The sequence below is a fragment of the Methylobacterium sp. UNC300MFChir4.1 genome, assembly GCF_900110155.1.
In the GTDB taxonomy this organism is placed as follows: domain Bacteria; phylum Pseudomonadota; class Alphaproteobacteria; order Rhizobiales; family Beijerinckiaceae; genus Methylobacterium.
Genome location: NZ_FOCS01000015.1, coordinates 92702 through 110564 on the forward strand (window position 1 = coordinate 92702; position 17863 = coordinate 110564).

Consider the following 17863-nt stretch of genomic DNA (forward strand, 5'->3'; position numbering starts at 1 on the left):
ATCGGGTCCGGATCGAATTCGACCGCGCATGGTCTAGCTCCCGCTCCGGAGACGAGACAATCGGCCTCGTCCACAACCACACGGTTAGGCCGCCGGGATCGGCGGGCGTTCCGACGCCGCGGATGCTCCCGCGGCGCGGCGAAAACACGGCAGCGGGCCTTGTTTAGATCAATTCCAGATTATAGATTGGAATGGATCCAAAGAAGGAGATTCGCATGGCCGCCGCCCTCGACAGCGCCGCCGACCTGCACGCCGAGGCGCGCCGCGCCTTCGTGCTGCGCTACGTGCAGCCCGGCCTCGCCGGCCTGATCGACGGCTCGGTCTCAACCCTCGCGCCGATCTTCGCGGCGGCCTTCGCCACCGGTCACAACGGCGCGACCTTCCTGGTGGGGCTCGCGGCCTCGGTCGGGGCCGGCATCAGCATGGGGTTCACCGAGGCCCTGTCGGACGACGGCGCCGTCACCGGCCGCGGCGATCCGTGGCTGCGCGGCCTCGTCTGCGGGGCGATGACCACGCTGGGCGGCCTCGGCCACACGCTGCCCTACGCGATCCCCGACACGCTCCCGGCCGGCTGGCCGAACCCGTTCGTCCTGGCCACGAGCCTCGCGGTTCTGGTGGTGATCGTGGAACTCGCGGTCATCGCGGCGATCCGCACGCGCTTCATGGCGACGCCGTTCTGGCGCGCGGCCCTGCAGGTCATGCTCGGCGGCGCGCTGGTGCTGGTGGTTGGGATGCTGATCGGAAGCGCTTGACGGGACGCGCCGCGCCCGCGATGCGGGGCGCCTTTCCCCGTGTCGAGGGTGACCACCGGCGTTGACCTTCCGCCTCGCCCATCTCAGCGATCCGCATGTCGGGCCCCTCGGGCCGGTGCGCCTCCGCCAGCTCCTCGGCAAGCGCGCCACCGGCTACGCCAACTGGCGGCGGGGGCGCTCGCGCAGCCACGACATGACCGTGCTGGAGGCCCTGGTCACCGATCTGAAGGCGCAGGAGGCCGCGCACGTCGCCTGCACGGGCGACCTGTGCAACATCGGCCTGCCCAGCGAGTGGGAGACCGCCCGCACCTTCCTGGAAGCCCTCGGATCCCCCGAAGCGGTGAGCTTCGTGCCGGGCAACCACGACGCCTATGTCCGCGGCTCCCTGGAAGGCCTGCTCGCCGCCTGCGGCCGCTACACGGGGGACGATTCGGGCTCCTGGGGCCACTTCCCGTACCTGCGGCGCCGCGGCCCGCTGGCCCTGGTCGGCCTGTCCAGCGCGATCCCGACGAAGCCCTTCGTGGCGACCGGCCGCCTCGGCGCGTCGCAGCTCGCCGCGGCCGAGACCCTGCTCCGCGCCCTGGCCACCGAGCCCGGTCGGCCGTTCCGTGTGGTGATGATCCACCATCCGCCGCAGCCCGGCGGCGCCTCACCGGGGCGCGAGCTCAAGGACGCGGCGGCGTTCACCGCGATGATCGGGCGGGCCGGCGCGGACCTGATCCTGCACGGTCACAATCACGTCACCAGCACCGCCCGGATCGCGGGGCCGGACGGGCGGACCGTCCCGGTCATCGGAGCCCCCTCCGCCTCGGCGCGCGCGGACGGTCACGGCGCGATCGCGTCGCGCCGGGCCTCTTACCTGCTGTTCGAGATCGGCCGGGCGGACCAGGGGTTCTCGGTCACGGCCCGTCGGCGGGGCCTCGACGCGTCGGGCACCGTGGGCGATCTCGGCACGCTCGACCTCGGCGCGCCGGGCGGAGCCTGAGGGCGTGAGCCGGCACGGCCGTCGTGACGGCGGCGCCGGCCCCATGATCGGCAACGTTGCGGTTCAGATGCCGGCGACCGCGAGGTCGGCGCGCTGCTGTCGGCTGAGACTTGCTTCGTAGCGCTCGGCCTGGAGGCGGGTGAGACCGCATATCAACGCGAGTGTTCCGCGATACACGGTATAGGTGCCGTCGTGAGTCGGCCTGACGCGAATCACCTCTGCCATGGGAGCCTGCCTTATGCTGGAGGTTGCCTGCTTTCGTCTGAGGAAATCGTCCCTTCTCGCTGGATTGGCCGGTCGAACGCGCGAACGAGGGCGAGGTTATCAGTCGTTCCAAAGGTAGCAAGGGTCGTATACGTCGAAATGCTTAGGTCCTTCTGCTGCAATGCGGCAAAGCCTTGGCCGGCCTCGCGATCCGCGGGTGCGCAAAAAAGCGGCCGCCGTCTTGCATTTTGAATATGCTGCGCGGGTCGGCCGGGAGCCGCCCGGGCGGTGCGAATCGTAGGATGGATCCCGCCCGTCCGGGCGCGAAAGGACACCCCATGCAGCTCTGGCGTCTGACGGCGACCGACCTCGCGGCCCTGATCCGCTCCGGCCAGGTCTCGGCCCGGGAGGTGGCGCGGGACGCCCTCGACCGGCTCGACGCGGTCAACGGGCGGATCAACGCCGTGGTCGAGCATCGGCCCGAGGACGTGCTGGCGCAGGCGGACGCGGTGGACGCCGCCCGGGCGCGCGGCGAGGCCCCCGGTCCGCTGGCGGGCGTGCCGGTCACCGTCAAGGTCAACGCCGACCAGCGCGGCTTCGCGACGACGAACGGGCTGCGCCTCCAGCGCGATCTCGTGGCGATGGACGATAATCCCGTCGTCGCCAACCTGCGCCGGGCCGGCGCCGTGCTGCTCGGGCGGACCAACACCCCGGCCTTCTCGCTGCGCTGGTTCACCACGAACCAGCTCCACGGCGACACCAGGAATCCCCGCGACCCGGCGCTGACGCCCGGCGGCTCCTCCGGGGGCGCCGGCGCCGCGGTGGCGGCCGGGATCGGCGCCATCGCGCACGGCACCGACATCGCCGGCTCGGTGCGCTACCCGGCCTATGCCTGCGGGGTGCACGGGCTGCGCCCGAGCCTGGGCCGGATCCCGGCCTGGAACGCGTCCTCGCCCGAGCGCGGCATCGGTCCCCAGCTGATGGCGGTCTCGGGCCCGCTCGCCCGCAGCATCGCCGACGTGCGCCTCGGCCTCGAGGTCATGGCGGCGCCCGACCCGCGCGACCCGTGGTGGGTGCCGGCACCGCTCGAGGGACCGCCCGTCGCGCGCGAGGTCGCGCTCTGCGTGCGGCCCGGGGGGCTCGCTACCGCACCGGAGGTCGAGGCCGCCCTGCGCGAGGCCGCGCGGCGCCTGAGCGAGGCCGGGTGGGCGGTCACGGAGATCGCCGACACCCCGCCGATCCGGGAGGCGTGCGAGCTGCAGCTCCAGCTCTGGCTCGGCGACGGCTACGCGGCGGTCCGGGCCGCGGCCGAGCGGGAGGGGGATCCGGCGGCGATCGGCCTCTTGGAGAGCTTCCGGCCGCGGGCCGAGGCGATGGCGCCCGACGCCATCGCGCGGGCGCTGACGCGGCGCGCGACGCTGGCGCGGGACTGGGCGCTGTTCCTGGCCGAGAACCCCGTGCTGCTGGTCCCGGTCTCGGGGGAGTTGCCCTTCCCGGACGGTCTCGACCGCACCGGCGATGCCGGTATCGCCCGGGCCTTCGAGGCGAACCTGCTGCAGGTCGGGCTGGCGCCGATCGGCGTCCCGGCGCTCACGGTGACGACGGGCCTCGTCGGGCGGACACCCGTCGGCGTGCAGCTGGTCGCCGCCCGCTACCGGGAAGACCTCTGCCTCGCGGCCGGCGCGGCGATCGAGGCCGGCGGCGTGCCGGAGATGCCGGTCGACCCGGCCTGAGGCGCAACTGCGTCCGCCGGAACCGAACCGTCGCCGCTCCGCTTCTACAACCATTGGTTGCATAAGGCGCGGCATGTCGATGATCGCCACCGGCGGGTGCCTCGGAAGCACCCTGCTCTGTCTCCTGACCGCGTCGTCGGGACCGCTCCTCGCCCTGGCGGGCTTCTTCGGCGGCGGCACGGCCGGGGGCCTGCTGGGCGCACTGGCGGTCGCGGCCCTCGGCCGGGGTCGCGCCTGATCGCGGCGCGGCCGGCCTCAGGGCCGGCCGGCGGCGCCGAGGTTGGCGAGCAGGGCCGCGAAGAGCCGGGCCCGCTGCGGCAGGGTCTCGATCAGCACGTGCTCCTCCAGGGTGTGGTAGCCCTGGCCCAGCGGTCCGAGCCCGTCGAGGGTCGGGACGCCGTTGGCGCCGGTGAAGTTGCCGTCCGAGCCGCCGCCGGCGCTGCGATGGGGCAGGGGCTGGCCGAGCGCCTCGCTCAGCGCGCGCGCCTGCTCGTAGAGCGCCATGCAGCCGGCATCCGGCTCCCAGACCGGCCGGGTCACGCCGCGGGTCACGCTGAAGCGGACGCCGTCCTCCTCGCCCGACAGGGCCAGCATCCGCGCGACGCCGCGGTCGAGGTCGGCCTGGCGCTTGGCCATACTGAGCGCCTGCCCGCGGCAGACGGTCGGGACGCAGTTCACCCACTGCCCGCCCGAGACGATCCCGGTCGAGACGGTGCAGTCGGCATCCGACAGCGCGTCGATGGCGAGGATCTTCCGCGCCATCGCGCGGATCGCCGAGCGCCCCTCGTGGGGCGAGGCGCCGGCGTGGCTCGGGCGGCCCAGGGCCTCGAGGTCGAAGCGGGCGATGGCGTAGCGGCCGGTGACGACCCCGTTCTCGGGCTGGCCGGGTTCGGGCACCAGCACGACGGCGTGGCGGGCGGCCTCCGCCTCGATCAGGTCGCGGGTGGAGGGGCTGCCGATCTCCTCGTCGCCGGTGAACAGGACGGTCACCGGCAGCGGCGTCTCGATCCCGGCCGCCGCCAGGGCGCGGATCGCCGCGAGCGCGATGACGTTGCCGCCCTTCATGTCGAGGATGCCGGGACCGTAGGCGCGGTCGCCCTCGATCCGCCACGGCAGGCTCCCGAGGGTGCCGACCGGATGCACCGTGTCGAGGTGGCCGAGCACCAGGATGCCGGGCGCGTCGCGGTCCCGGTGCGGGAACCGGGCGCGGACGCAGTCGCTCAGGCCCATGCGGCCCGGGATCGTCTCGACGGTCGCCCCGAGAAGCGCGAGGTCGCGGGCGGCGACGCCCATCATGCGATTGACCGCCGCCGCGTCGTGGGTCGGGCTCTCGCACAGCACCCAGGGCTGCAGGGTCGCGAGGATCTCGCGCGCGTCGAAGGACAGGTCCGGGATCATCGGGCGTTCTCCTCGGCGAACGGATCGGCGACGCGCGGCCAGTAGAGGCCGGACCGCTTGGTGTAGGGGATCGCGCCGTAATCCGGCGGGACGGCGCCGGGCGCCGCGACGTAGCGGACCTCGCTCGCGATCGGCGCGAAGGCGGCGTAGAAGTGCTGCATCGACTTCACCACGACGATCCGCTTGTCGTCGAGGCTCAGGCCGAGGCCCGTGAACGCGTCGGGCGCGAAGGCCTGCTGGCGCTTGTGGGTCAGCACCACATGGATCCCGTCCGCCTCCACCCAGGCCGCGGGGCCGAGATTGGCCCGGCCGCCGCTGAGGCCGGTCTGGCTGTGGTCGTCCGACAGGCCGCGGACCGTGACGCGCAGGTCCACCGGGTTCCCGGAGGTCACGCCGCACTTGCCGCCGATCCGGAGGGTGAAGGTCGCCCCGAGGCCGGCCTCGTGGCAGATGCCGACCGCGCCGGGATCCCAGATCAGGCCGAGCGCCACGTCCGCGATGCCCCGCTCGGCGAGGCGGGCGAGGATCGCGGTGTTGTCGGAGGGTGCGCCCGCGCCGGCATTGTCGGCGAAGTCGGCGAGCACCATCGGGCGCGGGTCGCCGGAGGCGAGCGCCCGGTCGATGGCCGCGTCGATCGTGTCGCAGTGGCTCGCCGCCTCCTCCCGCATCGCCCAGACGGCCCCGGCTAGCTCGTCGGCCAGCGCCTGCGCCTTGCCAGCATCGCCGTCGGCCACGACCAGCATCTTGGCGCCGACGTCGGCCACGTCGCCCCAGGGAAAGCCGTGCCCGAAGGAGACCGACAGGATGCCGTCGCGCCCTTCCAGCGCCTCCATCCGGCGAACGAAGCCCGCGACCGGCTCGCGGCTGGTGCGCCACATGTTGACGATCCGGCAGTCGGCGTAGGCCATCACCGGCCGGATGTCCTTCGCCACGGTCCGGACGACCAGGGGGTACAGGTCGCGGGCGCGGTCGACGATGTCGGTGTGGGGGTATTCCTTGTAGATCACGATGACGTCTGCGCTGGCCCGCATCGTCTCGGTGAGGTGGCAGTGGAGGTCGAGCTCGACGCCGATCGTGGCCTCCGGCCCCACGATGGCGCGGACCCGCTCCAGGGTGTCGCCCTCGCAGTCGTCGTAGCCCTCGGCCACCATGGCGCCGTGCATGAACAGCAGCACGGCGTCGACCGGCATCGCGGCCTCCAGGTCCTCCAGCAGGGCGTCGCGCAGCTCCTCGTAGACGGCCCGCAGGGTGATCCCGCCGGGCTGCGCGAAGGTCGAGAGGCTCTCGACGACGGTGTGCCCGTCCGCCTCGGCCAGCGCGCGCCAGGCCTTGAGGCCGATATTGCTCAGGCTCGGCGGGTTCCGGCTGCCGTCCCGGCGGGCGTAGTCGGCGTGGAACGCCGACCGTCCGGTGGGCAGCGGCGCGAAGGTGTTGGTCTCGGTGGCGAGGCCGGCGATGAAGATCTTCAAGGTCCTGTCCCAATCCGTCCCGGCCGCCGGGTCAGGCGGGGCTCGGGGTCAGCGTGATGACCGTCTCGGTCGCCGCGTCCACGGCCGCGCGGCCGTAGAGCATCGGTACGTAGTCCTGGCGCCCCCAGACCGGGGCCAGGTCAGCGTAGTGCGGACTGCCCGGGTCCCCCGACTGGCCCGGCACGTTGATGAAGACCGAGCGGTCCCAGTCGCCCACGTCCACGACCATGCGGAACGAGGCGCCGTGGGTGAGCCGGAACGTGTCGGTCCGGTACTCCGCGTGCATGACCGATGCCGCGGCGCCGCCCACGGGCAGCGGGCCGACGTCCCAGCCGGATCCGGGCGCCAGGGCCATCAGCGGGTGCGCGAACAGCGCGTGGTGCAGGCGGCCCCAGGACCAGCCCGCGGCATCGGTGCCCATCCGCTCCCGGCAGGTGCGAAGGCCGGCGCCGAGGGCGTCGGTGAGCAGGGACGCGCGGGTCGCCGGGTCGAGACCGGTCTCCAGCCGCTCGATCAGGCTCTGCGTGTCGCCGGGCGGGAGGAGGCGGCGCGTCCCGGCATCGGGCACGAGCGCCGCGACCAGGGCCGGGCGGAGGTGCCGCACCCAGACCACCTCGATGAGGGCGGCCGCCGCGGAGCCGTGGTGCAGCGCGCCGTCGAACGCGGCCAGCAGGGCCTGGGCCGCGGCGGCGTCGGGATCGTCCGCCGCCGGCAGGGCGCGCATCAGGTCGGCCAGCCGCCGGGCCGGCTCGGAGACCACGTCGCCCTGGAGCGCCCGCGAATCCGCGAGGCTGTGCCGGTCCTGCCCGCCGAGGACCGCCCGGATGCGGCGGGCGCGCCAGGGCTCGGCCCACTCGAACCCGACCCTCCGGTCCTCCGCGGGATAGTCCGGCGGCAGGTTCATCTCGTTGGCGGTGGCGAGCCAGCCCGCTTCCGGATCGACGCTTCGGGGCAGGGCGGCGGGATCGTGGAAGCCGGCCCAGTCGTAGCGGCCGTCGCCCGGCGCCGGCAGCAACCCGTCGTGGCCGGGCCGCACCGGCGCCTTGCCGGCCATGAACCACGCGATCCGCCCCGACGCGTCGGCGTAGAGCTGGTTCACCGAGGGCGCCGACCAGTGGCGCAGGGCCTCGCCGAAGCCCTCGGGCGTCGTGGCGCCGAGATAGGCGAGGCTGCCGAGATAGGCGGCAGCGCCGGGCTCCGACCAGACGGTCCGCAGCGCGAAGGCGCGGCCCCTCTCCTCGCGGAGGACCGGCCCGTGCCGGGTGAAGCCGAGGATCACGGTCTCGTCCGGGCCGCCGCGCACCGGGATCCGCTCGGCGACGCGCGCGATCCGCTCCCAGCCGTCGCCGGAGCGGTAGCGGTCGGGATCGGCCGGGTCGGTCGCGCAGACGAACAGGTCCTCCTGATCGATCGGCGCGATCGTGAGGCTGAAGGCGGCGTGGCCGTTATGACCGATGGAGATGCCGGGCAGGGCCGGCTCGCCGGCCCCGATCACGTCGAGCCCCGGCGCGGTCAGGTGGACGGCGTAGCGCAGCGAGGGCTGCAGGTAGACCCGGTGCGGGTCGCTCGCCAGGATCGGCCGCCCGGTGGCGGTGCGGGTTGGCCCGACCGCCCAGTTGTTCGAGCCCTCGGCCGGCTCCTTCGGCGCGGCGCGGGGACCGCGCGTGACGGCCCCGTGCGCGTCGACCTTGGACCAGTCCCAGGCCTCGGCGCGCGTCGCCGCCATCCGGTCCGGGACGAACCCCACCGTCGCCGTGGCCAGCCGGAAGGCGTCGAGGAGATCGTCCGGCCAGTCGGCGGCGTCGAGCCCGTCGGGGATGACCAGGTCGTGCGGCGGGCTGATCCGCTTGCGCAGGTCGTCGACGGCGAGCCCGTCCGCCGAGCTCCGGCCCCGGGCGAGCACCCGCGCGCGGGCGACCTCGGAGAGGACGTTGCGGATCAGCGCGTGGCTGCGGATGCGCACCACGTCCTCCGGCTGCCACGGGGCCGGGCGCGTGTCCGTCACGGCGAATTCCGGCGGGCGCAGGTCGGGCCGCGCCTCGGTGAGGGCGACGTAGGCGTTGATCCCCGCCACGAAGGCGGTGACGATCGCCCGCGTGTCCTGCGGCCCGTAGGCCGCCCACTCGGCCGCCATGTCGCCGCGGTAGAGGAACAGCCGGGCGGCCCGGTCCTGGGCGAGGTAGCCGGGTCCGAAATCCGCCGCCAGCAGGCCGAGGCCGCGCTTGCGCCAGAGGTCGAGCTGCCAGAGCCGGTCCCGGGCGGCGTTGAACCCCTGCGCGCGGAACGCGTCGAGCGGGGTGCCGGCGCGGATATGCGCCAGCCCCCAGCGGTCGACGCGGATCTCCGCCGGCCCGTCGAGGCCGGGGAGGGCGTAGGCCGTCCCGCTCACAGAGCCACTTCGATGAGGTGCGGCCCCTTGCTGGCCAGCGCGTTCTGGAACGCCTCGATGAAGTCCGGCAGGGTCTCGACCCGCCGCCCCGCGACGCCGAAGCCGCGGGCGAGGCTCACCCAGTCGGTGGCCGGATCGTCGAGGCTGAGCATGCCCAGCGCCTTCGGACCGGGATTGAGCGCGCCGACGTTGGTGAGCTCCGCCCGCAGGATCGCGTAGGAGCGGTTCGACCAGACGAGCGTCACCACGTCGAGGTGCTCGCGGGCCTGGGTCCAGAGCGCCTGCACCGTGTAGAGCCCGCTGCCATCGGCCTGCAGGTTGATGACCTTGCGGTCGGGGCAGGCCACCGCGGCGCCGGTCGCCATCGGGATGCCGAGGCCGATCGAGCCGCCGCTGAGCTGGAGCCAGGTGTGGGGCGCGGCGTCCCGGGTCAGGGCGAAGAAGTTGCGGCCTGTGGTGATCGACTCGTCGCAGATCACCGCACCTTCCGGGATCAGCGCGCCGAGCACCTGCCCGATCGTGTCCTGGTCGAGGGGACCGGAGGTCGGAAGCTTCGGGCGCGGCCCGACGGCGACCGGCTCGGCCGGCGGGGCCGCGACGGCCTCGGCGAGCCGCTCGAGGGCGTCGATCTGGTCCTCCTCGGGCGTGGCCAGCGTGATCGTAGTGCTGCCCTCCGGCGCCAGCAGGCTCGGCTTGCCCGGATAGGCGAAGAAGCCCACCGGCGGCGTCGCGCCGATCAGGATGATGTGGCGGAAGCCCTTCAGGGCGTCGATGCCCTGGTCGATCGGGTAGGGGAGGCGCTCGATCGGCACGGTGCCGGCGCCGCGATCGATCCGGGCGTTGGAGGTCATCGCCATCAGCCGGGCGCCGGTCTTGCGGGCGATCCGATCGGCGATGACCCGGCCCTCGCCCCGCACGGCCCGGTCGCCGAGATGCAGGAGCACCGGCTCGCCGCTCTGGAGAGCCTTCACGGCCGCCGCGATTGCGTCGTCGCCGGCCCGCGCCCGCTCGGGGATCGGCGGCACCGGCGCGGGGCCGGCGCCGGGATCCCAGGCGGTGTTGGCCGGCAGGATCAGGGTCGCGACCTGTCCCGGGGCGGTCTGGGCGGCCGCGATGGCGGCGGCGCCGTCGGAGCCGATCTCGGTCGCGCTCATGCCGGTCCGCACCCAGGAGGACATCGGGTGGGCCAGCCCCTCGATGTCCGAGGTGAGCGGCGCGTTGTACTCGCGGTGGTAGGTGGCGTGCTCACCGACGATGTTGACGACGGGGGTGCGCGCCTTCTTGGCGTTGTGGAGGTTGGCCAGCCCGTTGGCGAGGCCGGGCCCGAGATGGAGCAGGGTCGAGGCCGGCTTGTCGGCCATGCGGGCGTACCCGTCGGCGGCTCCGGTCGCCCCGCCCTCGAACAGGAACAGGACGCAGCGCATGCCCTCGACCCGGTCGAGGGCGGCGACGAAGTGCATCTCGGAGGTGCCGGGATTGGTGAAGCAGACCTCGACCCCGCCCTCCACGAGGGTCCGGACCAAGCTCTCGGCCCCGTTCATGGCGCGCGGCGTCTCGTCGGTCACGGGCGTCTCCTTCGGGGGCCGGCCGTCCGGGCTGGCGACTCGCATTTTTATTATCGTGGCGCAGCGGGCGCCACGCGCAAGGGGCGACGTCCGGCATCTTCTGTTCGCCGGACGCAGGGCCTAAGCCTGAGCGTGGCGCGGGAATTGCGCCCGGCGCGCCGCAACTTCGACGATTGGGATCCGGATGACATCTCGCCGCCTGATTGCCGCCGCCCTGGCGGGTACCGTGGCCCTGACGGGATCGGCCAGCGCCGAGAGCGTCCTGCGCATCGCCATGACGGCGAGCGACATCCCCACCACGACGGGCATGCCCAACAACGGCTTCGAGGGGATGCGCTTCCTCGGCTACCCGATCTTCGAGGGGCTGGTGCAGTGGGACCTCAAGAGCACCACCAAGCTCGCCGGCATCATCCCGGCGCTGGCCGAGCGCTGGGAGCAGGACCCGAACGACAAGGCGGTCTGGACCTTCCACCTGCGCCAGGGCGTGAAGTTCCACGACGGGACGCCGTTCAACGCCGACGCGGTGATCTGGAACCTCGACCGCTACTTCAAGAACGACAGCCCGCAATTCGAGCCGCAGGGCGCGGGCATCTCCCGGGCGCGGGCGCCGCTGGTCGGGAGCTACAGGAAGATCGACGATTCGACCGTGCAGATCACCACCACCCAGGTCGCCTCGTACTTCCCCTACATGGTGGTCTACCTGCTCTTCACCTCGCCCGCCTCCTTCGAGAAGGCCGGGCGCGACTGGAGCAAGGTCGCGGCCCTGCCGGCGGCCGGCACCGGCCCGTTCAGGATCACCCGCGTCGCCCCGCGGGAGGCGGTCGATCTCGCTAGGTTCGACGGCTACTGGGACCCGAACCGGATGGCCAAGGTCGACAAGGTCCGGCTGCTGCCGATCCCGGAGGCGAATGCCCGCGTCGCCGCCCTGCGGGCCGGCCAGGTCGACTGGATCGAGGTGCCGGCGCCCGACGCGATCCCGTCGATGAAGCAGGCGGGCTTCACCATCACCACGGGCTCGTACCCGCATGTCTGGCCCTACTTCTTCAACATGGGCGCCAAGGACAGCCCGCTGAAGGACGTCCGCGTCCGGCAGGGCCTGAACTACTGCATCGACCGGGCCGGGATCGTGGAGCTCCTCAACGGCACCGCCGAGCCCGCGAGCGGGTGGCTGAACGACCGGGACCCGAATTTCGGCAGCCCGAAGAACCGCTACACCTTCGACGCCGCGAAGGGGAAGGCGCTGCTGGCCGAGGCCGGCTACACCGACAAGAAGCCGCTGAGCCTCAAGGTGATGATCTCCTCCTCCGGCTCGGGGCAGATGCTGCCGATGCCGATGAACGAGTACCTGCAGGAGAACCTGAAGCAGGCCTGCAACGTCGACCTGACCTTCAACGTGGTCGAGTGGCAGGTGCTGCTGAATGCCGGCCGCGCGCTTCCCGACGCGCCGACCCTCCAGGGCGCGATGGCGCTCAACGTCTCGTCGCCCTCGTCGGACCCGGCCGTCATGGCGCGCTACTTCGCGGGCGACCGGTTCCCGCCGGCCGGCTTCAACTTCCCCACCTGGAAGGACGACGCGTTCGACGCCGCCCTCAAGGCGCTCGCCGAGACCACCGACGCCAAGGTGATCGACGCCCAGACCAAGGTCGCCCACGAGCGCCTCGTGGACAATCCGCCCTGGCTGTTCGTCGTCCACGACCTCAATCCCCGCGGGATGTCCAAGAAGGTCCAGGGTTTCGTCTCGCCGCAATCCTGGTTCGTCGACCTCACCCTCGTCAGCGTGCAGTGACCCTATGCCCGACATCGATCCCGTACACGCCTCCGCGGCCGAGCTCGGCCGCGCGATCCAGGCGCGGACCCTCTCGCCGGTCGACGCCGTCGACGCCCTCCTCGGCCGGATCGACCGGCTGGAGCCGAAGCTCCAGGCCTTCACGGAGGTCTTCGCCGCCGATGCCCGCCTCGCCGCCGAGGGGGCCGACCGGGCGATCCGGTCCGGCCACGCCGTGGGGCCGCTCCACGGCGTCCCGGTCGTGCTCAAGGACCTGATCGACCTGGAGGGCCGGATCACCATGGGCGGCTCGGCCGCCCACCGGGCGCGCCGGGCCGCGCGCACCGCGACGATCGCCCGGCGCCTCATCGGCCAGGGCATGATCGTGCTCGGCAAGACCCACACGGTGGAGTTCGCCTACGGCGGCTGGGGCACGAACCAGCATCTCGGCACGCCGTGGAACCCCTGGGATCCGGAGACGCCGCGCACCCCCGGCGGGTCGAGCAGCGGCACCGGCGTGTCGGTGGCGGCCCGGATGGCGCCCTGGGGCATCGGCACCGATACCGGCGGCTCGGTGCGCCTGCCGGCCTCCTTCTGCGGGCTGACGGGCCTCAAGGTGACGGTCGGGCGCGTCTCGACCTGGGGGATCGTGCCCCTCTCGATGACCCTCGACACGCCCGGACCGCTGGCCCGCACCGTGGAGGACACGGCGCTGCTCTACGAGGCGATCTCCGGCCCCGATCCCCGCGATCCGACGACCCGCGGGGTCGCGCCGGACGCGCCCTGGCCGGCGCTGAACCGCGGGGTCCGCGGCCTGCGCCTCGGCCGGATGCCGGCCTCGGAGCGGGACGGGGTCGCCCCCGACATGCTGGCCGCCTACGACGCGGCCCTCGACCTCCTGGCCCGGCAGGGCGCCGAGATCGTCGACGTCGTCCTGCCGTTCCGGTTCAGCGACTGCGTGGCCATGAGCCAGATCACCAACGCGGAGGCCTACTTCGTCAACGGGGATCTGGCGGAGGATCCGTCCGCCCAGCTCGGCGACGCCGTCCGGGCCCGGATCCTGGCCGGCGCGAACGTCTCGGCCCAGGAGTATCTCGGCACCTTCCACCGCCGGGCCACGATGAAGCAGCAGTACGACGCCGCCCTCGCGGGCATCGACGCCCTCCTGACGCCGACCACGGAGAGCGCGGCCGTCGCGCTCGACGCCGTCGACGAGGCGCACCTCCCGTCGCGCTTCACCCGTTTCGGCAACCTGCTCGATCTCTGCGCCCTGGCGCTGCCGAACGGCTTCACCGCGTCCGGGCTGCCGCTCTCGCTGCAGATCGTCTGCCGCGGCTACGAGGAGACGACGGCGCTGCGGATCGGACAGGCCTATCAGCGCGCGACCGACTGGCACCTGCGCCGGCCGCCGGTGTGAGACCCGCGGAGTCTCGGCGCCTCCGGCGTTCGGCAGCGGACCTGCCGACGCCCCCATCCTGCGGAAGACCGCGGGCGATCCGGTGACGCGGAGACGGGATCTACGGCCCCGTCACGCCCGCCAGAAGGTCAACAGCCACCAGACGCCCGTCAGAACGAACCAGAGGAATCTCAAGCCTCTGATGAGTTCATTGATCCCGAGGTACTCCATGAGGAAGCCGCCCAGGCAGGCCACATAGATGAAGGCGATGACCGTGGCCGTGGCCGGTGTGAGGATCCCGAATCCCCAGACCGCGGCGACGACGGCGAGGCCGAACGCGCACAGGCCGAAGGCGAGAAGGACGGGATGCGCCGCGCACCACTCCGCCACCCTGTCGTTGTCTGCGGACACGTGCTGCATGTGCGCCCCCGAATCGATGACTGACATCGACCATAAGGGCCGCGGCGTCCGGTTCTCGTGACGACGCGCACAGGATCGGCGCGGGCCCGGCGGCGGATCCACATCCTGCGTGCGGCGGTGCCGGAGCGCGGCCGCGTCAGGCTGCGCCGTTCGGGGACGGATCGATCACGCGGCCGGAACCTGCCCGGCCACGACGACGCCGAGCGTGTCGAGGAGCGACGACCGGGCACGGCTGACCCGGCTCTTCACGGTGCCGACCTGGCAGCCGAGCATGACCGCGGCCTCCTCGTAGGTGTGGCCCTCGGCACCCACCAGCAGCAGCGCCTGGCGCTGCGCGGAGGGCAGGTCGCCGAGACGCTCCCAGACGACCTTGAGGGTGCTGGCATCCTCCTGGTCGGACGGGCTGGTCATCTGCCCGGCATGCGTCCCGTCCACGTCCTCCACCTCCCGCCGCGTCTTGCGCAGGTCGGTGTAGAACTGGTTGCGCAGGATCGTGAACAGCCACGCGGTGAAGTTGGTGCCGGGCCGGAACCGCTGCTGGTTGGCCCAGGCCTTCACGAAGGTCTCCTGCACTAGGTCGTCGGCGCGGCTCACGTCGCCCACGAGCGACAGGGCGAAGGTGCGCAGGGCCGGCAGGGCCTTGATGATGTCGCCGCGGAAGTCGAAGGGGACCGTCTCGCCGTGCGCCGTGACCGCCGCCTCGAAGCGGGACACCAGGGCCGCGAGCTGCGCCGGCAGAGGCTCCAGCTCCACGACCTTGAAATACTCCCGGATCGGCAGGGCGAGGTGCTGGCCGATGGAAGCAGCGTAGCCGGCCCCGTCCCGGGTGCCCGCGCCTCCGTCTGGCCGGTCCGCAGCGTCCTCAGTCATGAACGGTTCCGCCTCCAACGCTGGTATACTGGAATAGCTCTAACGTCGGTAGCGGTGGAATCCTGAACCGATGCCAAACGCTCCCAATTGTGACAGGGAATTTAAGCATGGTGACCGGGGTGACAACGGCGGCCGGATCCGGGCCCCCGGGCTGGCAGCGGCGGGCCGGTCGATGCAGACTGCGCAGCGTCAGGAGAGCGGGATGACTCACGATCACGCGCAGCACGCGCATGGCCACGACGATCACCACCACGATCATCACCACGGCAGCGACCTGTCGCCGGTCGAGGCCCGGGTGCGCGCCCTGGAATCGCTGCTGACCGAGAAGGGCTACGTCGACCCGGCGGCCCTCGATGCCCTGGTCGAGCTCTACGAGACCAAGGTCGGCCCCCACGCGGGGGCCCGGGTCGTGGCCCGGGCCTGGACAGATCCCGCCTTCCGGGCGCGGCTCCTGGCCGACGCCACGCCGGCCATCGCCGAGTTGGATATCGGCGGCCGCGGCGGCGAGCACATGGTGGTGGTCGAGAACACGCCGGAGATCCACAACCTCGTCGTCTGCACCCTGTGCTCCTGCTACCCGTGGCCGGTGCTCGGCCTGCCCCCGGTCTGGTACAAGGCGCCGCCCTACCGGGCGCGGGCGGTGATTGACCCGCGCGGCGTGCTCGCCGAGTTCGGGGTGACGCTGCCGGAAACCACCCGCATCACCGTCTGGGACTCGACGGCCGAGACCCGCTACATGGTCCTGCCGATGCGCCCGGCCGAGACCGAGGGCTTCTCCGAGGAGGCCCTGGCCGCCCTCGTCACCCGCGATTCCATGATCGGTACGGGCCTGCCCAGGGCGATCCCGGTCGCGCCCGCGGAGATGCCGGTATGAACGGAGCCCAGGATCTCGGCGGGGCGCACGGCTTCGGGCCGGTGGTGCCGGAGCCGGACGAGCCAGTCTTCCACGCCGCGTGGGAGCGCCGCGTCTTCGCGCTGGCCATGGCCATGGGCTACACGGGCGCCTGGAACCTCGACGGCAGCCGGGCCAACCGCGAATCCCTGCCGCCGGCGGAATATCTCGCGTCGAGCTACTACGAGATCTGGCTCAGAGCGCTGGAGAAGCAGGTCGTCGGCACCGGGCTGGTGACGCCGGCCGAACTGGCGAGCGGCCGATCCGCGGAGAAGGCCAAGCCCGTCGCGCGGGTCCTGGCCCGCGAGGGCCTGGAGCAGCGCTTCCGGGCCGGCTTCCCGAGCAGCCGCGCCGCCGATGCCCCGGCGCGCTTCGCGGTCGGCCGCGCCGTCCTGGCGCGCAACATCCACCCGACCGGCCACACGCGGCTGCCCCGTTACGTGCGCGGCAAGCGCGGCCGGATCGTGCGCGTCGACGGGGTCTACGTCTTCCCCGACACCAACGCCTACGGGTCGGGTGAGAACCCGACCTGGCTCTACACGGTCGCCTTCACCGCGCAGGAGCTGTGGGGCGAGAGCGGCGACCCGGGCGGCGTCGTCACGGTGGCGGCCTTCGAACCGTACCTGGACCCCGCGTGACCGCGCCGTCGCCCAGCCCCTTCGCGGCGCCCTGGGAGGCGCAGGTCTTCGCCCTGGTGGTGTCTCTGCGCGAATCCGGGCTGTTCACGTGGTCGGAATGGGCGGACCGCCTCGGCCGCCAGATCCGCCCCACCGAGGCCCCCGAGCAGGCGGCCGATTACGGCGCGTGGCTCGCGACGCTGGAAGCGCTCCTGGCCGAGCGTGGCGTGGCGGGGCCCGAGAGCGTCGCGGCGAGGACCGAGGCCTTCCTGCGGGCCGCGGAGGCCACGCCCCACGGCCAGCCGATCCGCCTGGAGAACGACCCGCTCTACCGGCCCTGAGCCCGCAGGCTGTCGAGCGGCACCGGCGCGGCGTGCGATCGGCCGCTCATCAGCTGGTCGAGCAGGGCCAGAACCTCGGCCCGCCCGCAATTGCGGGCGGGCTCGAACGGCGTCCAGGTCTGGGTGAAGTCGAGGCGCTCGAACACGTCGCGGTAGCGGCGCAGCTCGCTCGGCGTGAGCGGCACCCCGCGCACGAAGGCCTTGTGGGCCGAGATCGTGGTGGCGCGTCGGAAATCCGCCGGGTCGAGCTCGAACTTCAGGGCGTCGCCGCAGAAGCAGATCTTTCGCCCACGGTCGTACAGGATCGCGTGGCCATCGAAATGGCCGGCGGTGCGGTGCAGCTCCAGCCCCGGCAGCGGCTCGAGGAAATCGTCGTAGGGCCAGCTCACTTGCAGCGCCGCGCTCCACGTGAAGTCGGCCGCCGGCAGGCACAGCTCCGGGTCGAAACGGTCCTGGAGCTGCGTCAGCGCCCCGTAGGAATGCGGGTGCGAGGCCGAGAGCACAGCCATCCCGCCGAGCCGCTCGATCTGGTCGAGGGCGGCCTCGCTGAAGACCGGGCAGCCCTCGAAGCCCATGTTCCCGTGCTCGGTCTGGATCAGATAGGCGGACGGCCCGATGCCGGAGACCGGCTCGTTCCAGAAGCGCCAGACGCCCGGCTCGAGCTCCTGCCAGTGGCAGGGAAAGGCCTCCTGCGCCTCGCGGGCGGTGCGGAAGCGCCAGCCGTCCTGCGGCACGACGTGGCGGGCATCGAGGCACATCGGGCAGGCGGGCGGCACCTCGAAGTGCCGCTGCCAGAACCCGCAATTGTCGCAGGTGTAGGCGGGCAGCTTCAGGGCGCCCGCGAAGGGCAGATAGCCGGGCATCGTCTGGGACCTTCCTCGGGGCAGTGTCTATAAGATGGCCCCGGTTCAGCCGCCCTCTCCGTCATCGCGAGCGCAGCGAAGCGACCCAGGGCAGCGCGACACCGGGGAGCGTAGCGCCGGCTGGATTGCTTCGCTCCGCTCGCAAAGACGGCGGCACGCCTATCAACCGGAACGGGTGTAACAGGCGGCGCGGTCGGTTACAGC

16 protein-coding genes and 1 pseudogene are annotated in these 17863 nt (G+C 72.7%); 9 read left to right on the plus strand and 8 right to left on the minus strand.

Translation table 11 applies throughout. The features are described 5' to 3' along the window. Positions 1-260: 260 nt before the first annotated feature. Positions 261-752: pseudogene (locus BMY19_RS19800) on the plus strand (VIT1/CCC1 transporter family protein); the annotation flags it as partial. 61 nt (positions 753-813) lie between these two features. Further along, the gene (locus tag BMY19_RS19805; RefSeq protein ID WP_042674390.1) at positions 814-1737 is read left to right on the plus strand and encodes a metallophosphoesterase family protein; all 924 of its coding nucleotides are present in this window, start codon (positions 814-816) and stop codon (positions 1735-1737) included. A gap of 63 nt (positions 1738-1800) precedes the next feature. Here BMY19_RS19805 and BMY19_RS30975 read toward each other — a convergent pair whose 3' ends face one another. Continuing rightward, positions 1801-1962, minus strand: a complete 162-nt coding sequence (locus BMY19_RS30975) for a hypothetical protein (RefSeq protein WP_012317896.1) — start codon at positions 1960-1962, stop codon at positions 1801-1803. 317 nt (positions 1963-2279) lie between these two features. On the opposite strand from BMY19_RS30975, the gene BMY19_RS19810 reads away from it, so the two are divergent. Together BMY19_RS19810 and BMY19_RS30980 are read left to right on the plus strand one after the other, a co-directional pair. Further along, positions 2280-3674 carry an amidase family protein gene (locus tag BMY19_RS19810; protein WP_100252699.1) on the plus strand — a complete coding sequence of 465 codons (1395 nt, stop codon included), beginning with the start codon at positions 2280-2282 and terminating at the stop codon, positions 3672-3674. Positions 3675-3747: 73 nt separating this feature from the next. After that, positions 3748-3912, plus strand: a complete 165-nt coding sequence (locus BMY19_RS30980; RefSeq protein ID WP_165923085.1) for a hypothetical protein — start codon at positions 3748-3750, stop codon at positions 3910-3912. Positions 3913-3929: 17 nt separating this feature from the next. Here the strand turns inward: BMY19_RS30980 and BMY19_RS19815 are convergent, their stop codons facing one another. Genes BMY19_RS19815 through BMY19_RS19830 form a run of 4 tightly spaced genes read right to left on the minus strand, consistent with a single transcriptional unit; the run spans position 3930 to position 10471 of the window. Further along, positions 3930-5072, minus strand: coding sequence for a M20/M25/M40 family metallo-hydrolase (locus tag BMY19_RS19815; protein ID WP_100252700.1), 1143 nt, complete (start codon positions 5070-5072; stop codon positions 3930-3932). Continuing rightward, positions 5069-6541 (minus strand): M81 family metallopeptidase, encoded by a 1473-nt coding sequence (locus tag BMY19_RS19820; RefSeq protein WP_100252701.1) that lies wholly within the window; start codon positions 6539-6541, stop codon positions 5069-5071. Before BMY19_RS19820 ends, BMY19_RS19815 begins: the two co-directional genes overlap by 4 nt. Positions 6542-6572: 31 nt before the next feature. After that, complete coding sequence (locus BMY19_RS19825; protein ID WP_100252702.1) at positions 6573-8930, minus strand: penicillin acylase family protein; 2358 nt, start codon at positions 8928-8930, stop codon at positions 6573-6575. Beyond that, positions 8927-10471 (minus strand): acetolactate synthase large subunit, encoded by a 1545-nt coding sequence (locus tag BMY19_RS19830; protein WP_170863008.1) that lies wholly within the window; start codon positions 10469-10471, stop codon positions 8927-8929. The genes BMY19_RS19825 and BMY19_RS19830 overlap by 4 nt, the downstream gene beginning before the upstream one ends. 208 nt (positions 10472-10679) lie before the next feature. Here BMY19_RS19830 and BMY19_RS19835 point away from each other — a divergent pair, with 208 nt between their 5' ends. Then, entirely contained in the window at positions 10680-12281 is a 1602-nt protein-coding gene (locus BMY19_RS19835; protein WP_100252704.1) for an ABC transporter substrate-binding protein, read from the plus strand. Positions 12282-12285: 4 nt separating this feature from the next. After that, a complete protein-coding gene (locus BMY19_RS19840) occupies positions 12286-13677 on the plus strand; it encodes an amidase (RefSeq protein ID WP_100252705.1) in 1392 nt (463 codons plus the stop codon). 111 nt (positions 13678-13788) lie between these two features. Here BMY19_RS19840 and BMY19_RS19845 read toward each other — a convergent pair whose 3' ends face one another. Next, a complete protein-coding gene (locus BMY19_RS19845; RefSeq protein ID WP_244534966.1) occupies positions 13789-14076 on the minus strand; it encodes a hypothetical protein in 288 nt (95 codons plus the stop codon). Positions 14077-14241: 165 nt separating this feature from the next. Beyond that, positions 14242-14946 carry a sigma-70 family RNA polymerase sigma factor gene (locus BMY19_RS19850; protein WP_091924839.1) on the minus strand — a complete coding sequence of 235 codons (705 nt, stop codon included), beginning with the start codon at positions 14944-14946 and terminating at the stop codon, positions 14242-14244. A gap of 202 nt (positions 14947-15148) precedes the next feature. On the opposite strand from BMY19_RS19850, the gene nthA reads away from it, so the two are divergent. From nthA to BMY19_RS19865, 3 genes are read left to right on the plus strand one after another with little or no spacing between them, the layout of a single operon-like run. Then, positions 15149-15820 carry a nitrile hydratase subunit alpha gene (gene nthA, locus BMY19_RS19855; RefSeq protein ID WP_091681267.1) on the plus strand — a complete coding sequence of 224 codons (672 nt, stop codon included), beginning with the start codon at positions 15149-15151 and terminating at the stop codon, positions 15818-15820. Further along, positions 15817-16476: a nitrile hydratase subunit beta gene (nthB, locus tag BMY19_RS19860; RefSeq protein ID WP_100252707.1), complete on the plus strand. Its 660-nt coding sequence runs from the start codon at positions 15817-15819 to the stop codon at positions 16474-16476. The genes nthA and nthB overlap by 4 nt, the downstream gene beginning before the upstream one ends. Next, complete coding sequence (locus BMY19_RS19865) at positions 16473-16796, plus strand: nitrile hydratase accessory protein (protein ID WP_056525624.1); 324 nt, start codon at positions 16473-16475, stop codon at positions 16794-16796. The genes nthB and BMY19_RS19865 overlap by 4 nt, the downstream gene beginning before the upstream one ends. Here BMY19_RS19865 and BMY19_RS19870 read toward each other — a convergent pair. After that, on the minus strand, positions 16784-17659 hold the full coding sequence (locus BMY19_RS19870) for an MBL fold metallo-hydrolase (protein ID WP_100252708.1): 876 nt from the start codon (positions 17657-17659) through the stop codon (positions 16784-16786). The two genes, BMY19_RS19865 and BMY19_RS19870, sit on opposite strands and share 13 nt — an antisense overlap. Between the last annotated feature and the right edge of the window lie 204 nt (positions 17660-17863).

Bases quoted from the DNA above. Each gene is read 5' to 3' on its own strand.
- BMY19_RS30975 (WP_012317896.1), bottom strand. From the start codon at position 1,962: ATGGCAGAGGTGATTCGCGTCAGGCCGACTCACGACGGCACCTATACC.
- BMY19_RS19810 (WP_100252699.1), top strand. From the start codon at position 2,280: ATGCAGCTCTGGCGTCTGACGGCGACCGACCTCGCGGCCCTGATCCGC.
- BMY19_RS30980 (WP_165923085.1), top strand. From the start codon at position 3,748: ATGTCGATGATCGCCACCGGCGGGTGCCTCGGAAGCACCCTGCTCTGT.
- BMY19_RS19815 (WP_100252700.1), bottom strand. From the start codon at position 5,072: ATGATCCCGGACCTGTCCTTCGACGCGCGCGAGATCCTCGCGACCCTG.
- BMY19_RS19830 (WP_170863008.1), bottom strand. From the start codon at position 10,471: ATGAACGGGGCCGAGAGCTTGGTCCGGACCCTCGTGGAGGGCGGGGTC.
- BMY19_RS19835 (WP_100252704.1), top strand. From the start codon at position 10,680: ATGACATCTCGCCGCCTGATTGCCGCCGCCCTGGCGGGTACCGTGGCC.
- BMY19_RS19840 (WP_100252705.1), top strand. From the start codon at position 12,286: ATGCCCGACATCGATCCCGTACACGCCTCCGCGGCCGAGCTCGGCCGC.
- BMY19_RS19845 (WP_244534966.1), bottom strand. From the start codon at position 14,076: ATGCAGCACGTGTCCGCAGACAACGACAGGGTGGCGGAGTGGTGCGCG.
- BMY19_RS19850 (WP_091924839.1), bottom strand. From the start codon at position 14,946: ATGACTGAGGACGCTGCGGACCGGCCAGACGGAGGCGCGGGCACCCGG.
- nthA (WP_091681267.1), top strand. From the start codon at position 15,149: ATGACTCACGATCACGCGCAGCACGCGCATGGCCACGACGATCACCAC.
- nthB (WP_100252707.1), top strand. From the start codon at position 15,817: ATGAACGGAGCCCAGGATCTCGGCGGGGCGCACGGCTTCGGGCCGGTG.
- BMY19_RS19870 (WP_100252708.1), bottom strand. From the start codon at position 17,659: ATGCCCGGCTATCTGCCCTTCGCGGGCGCCCTGAAGCTGCCCGCCTAC.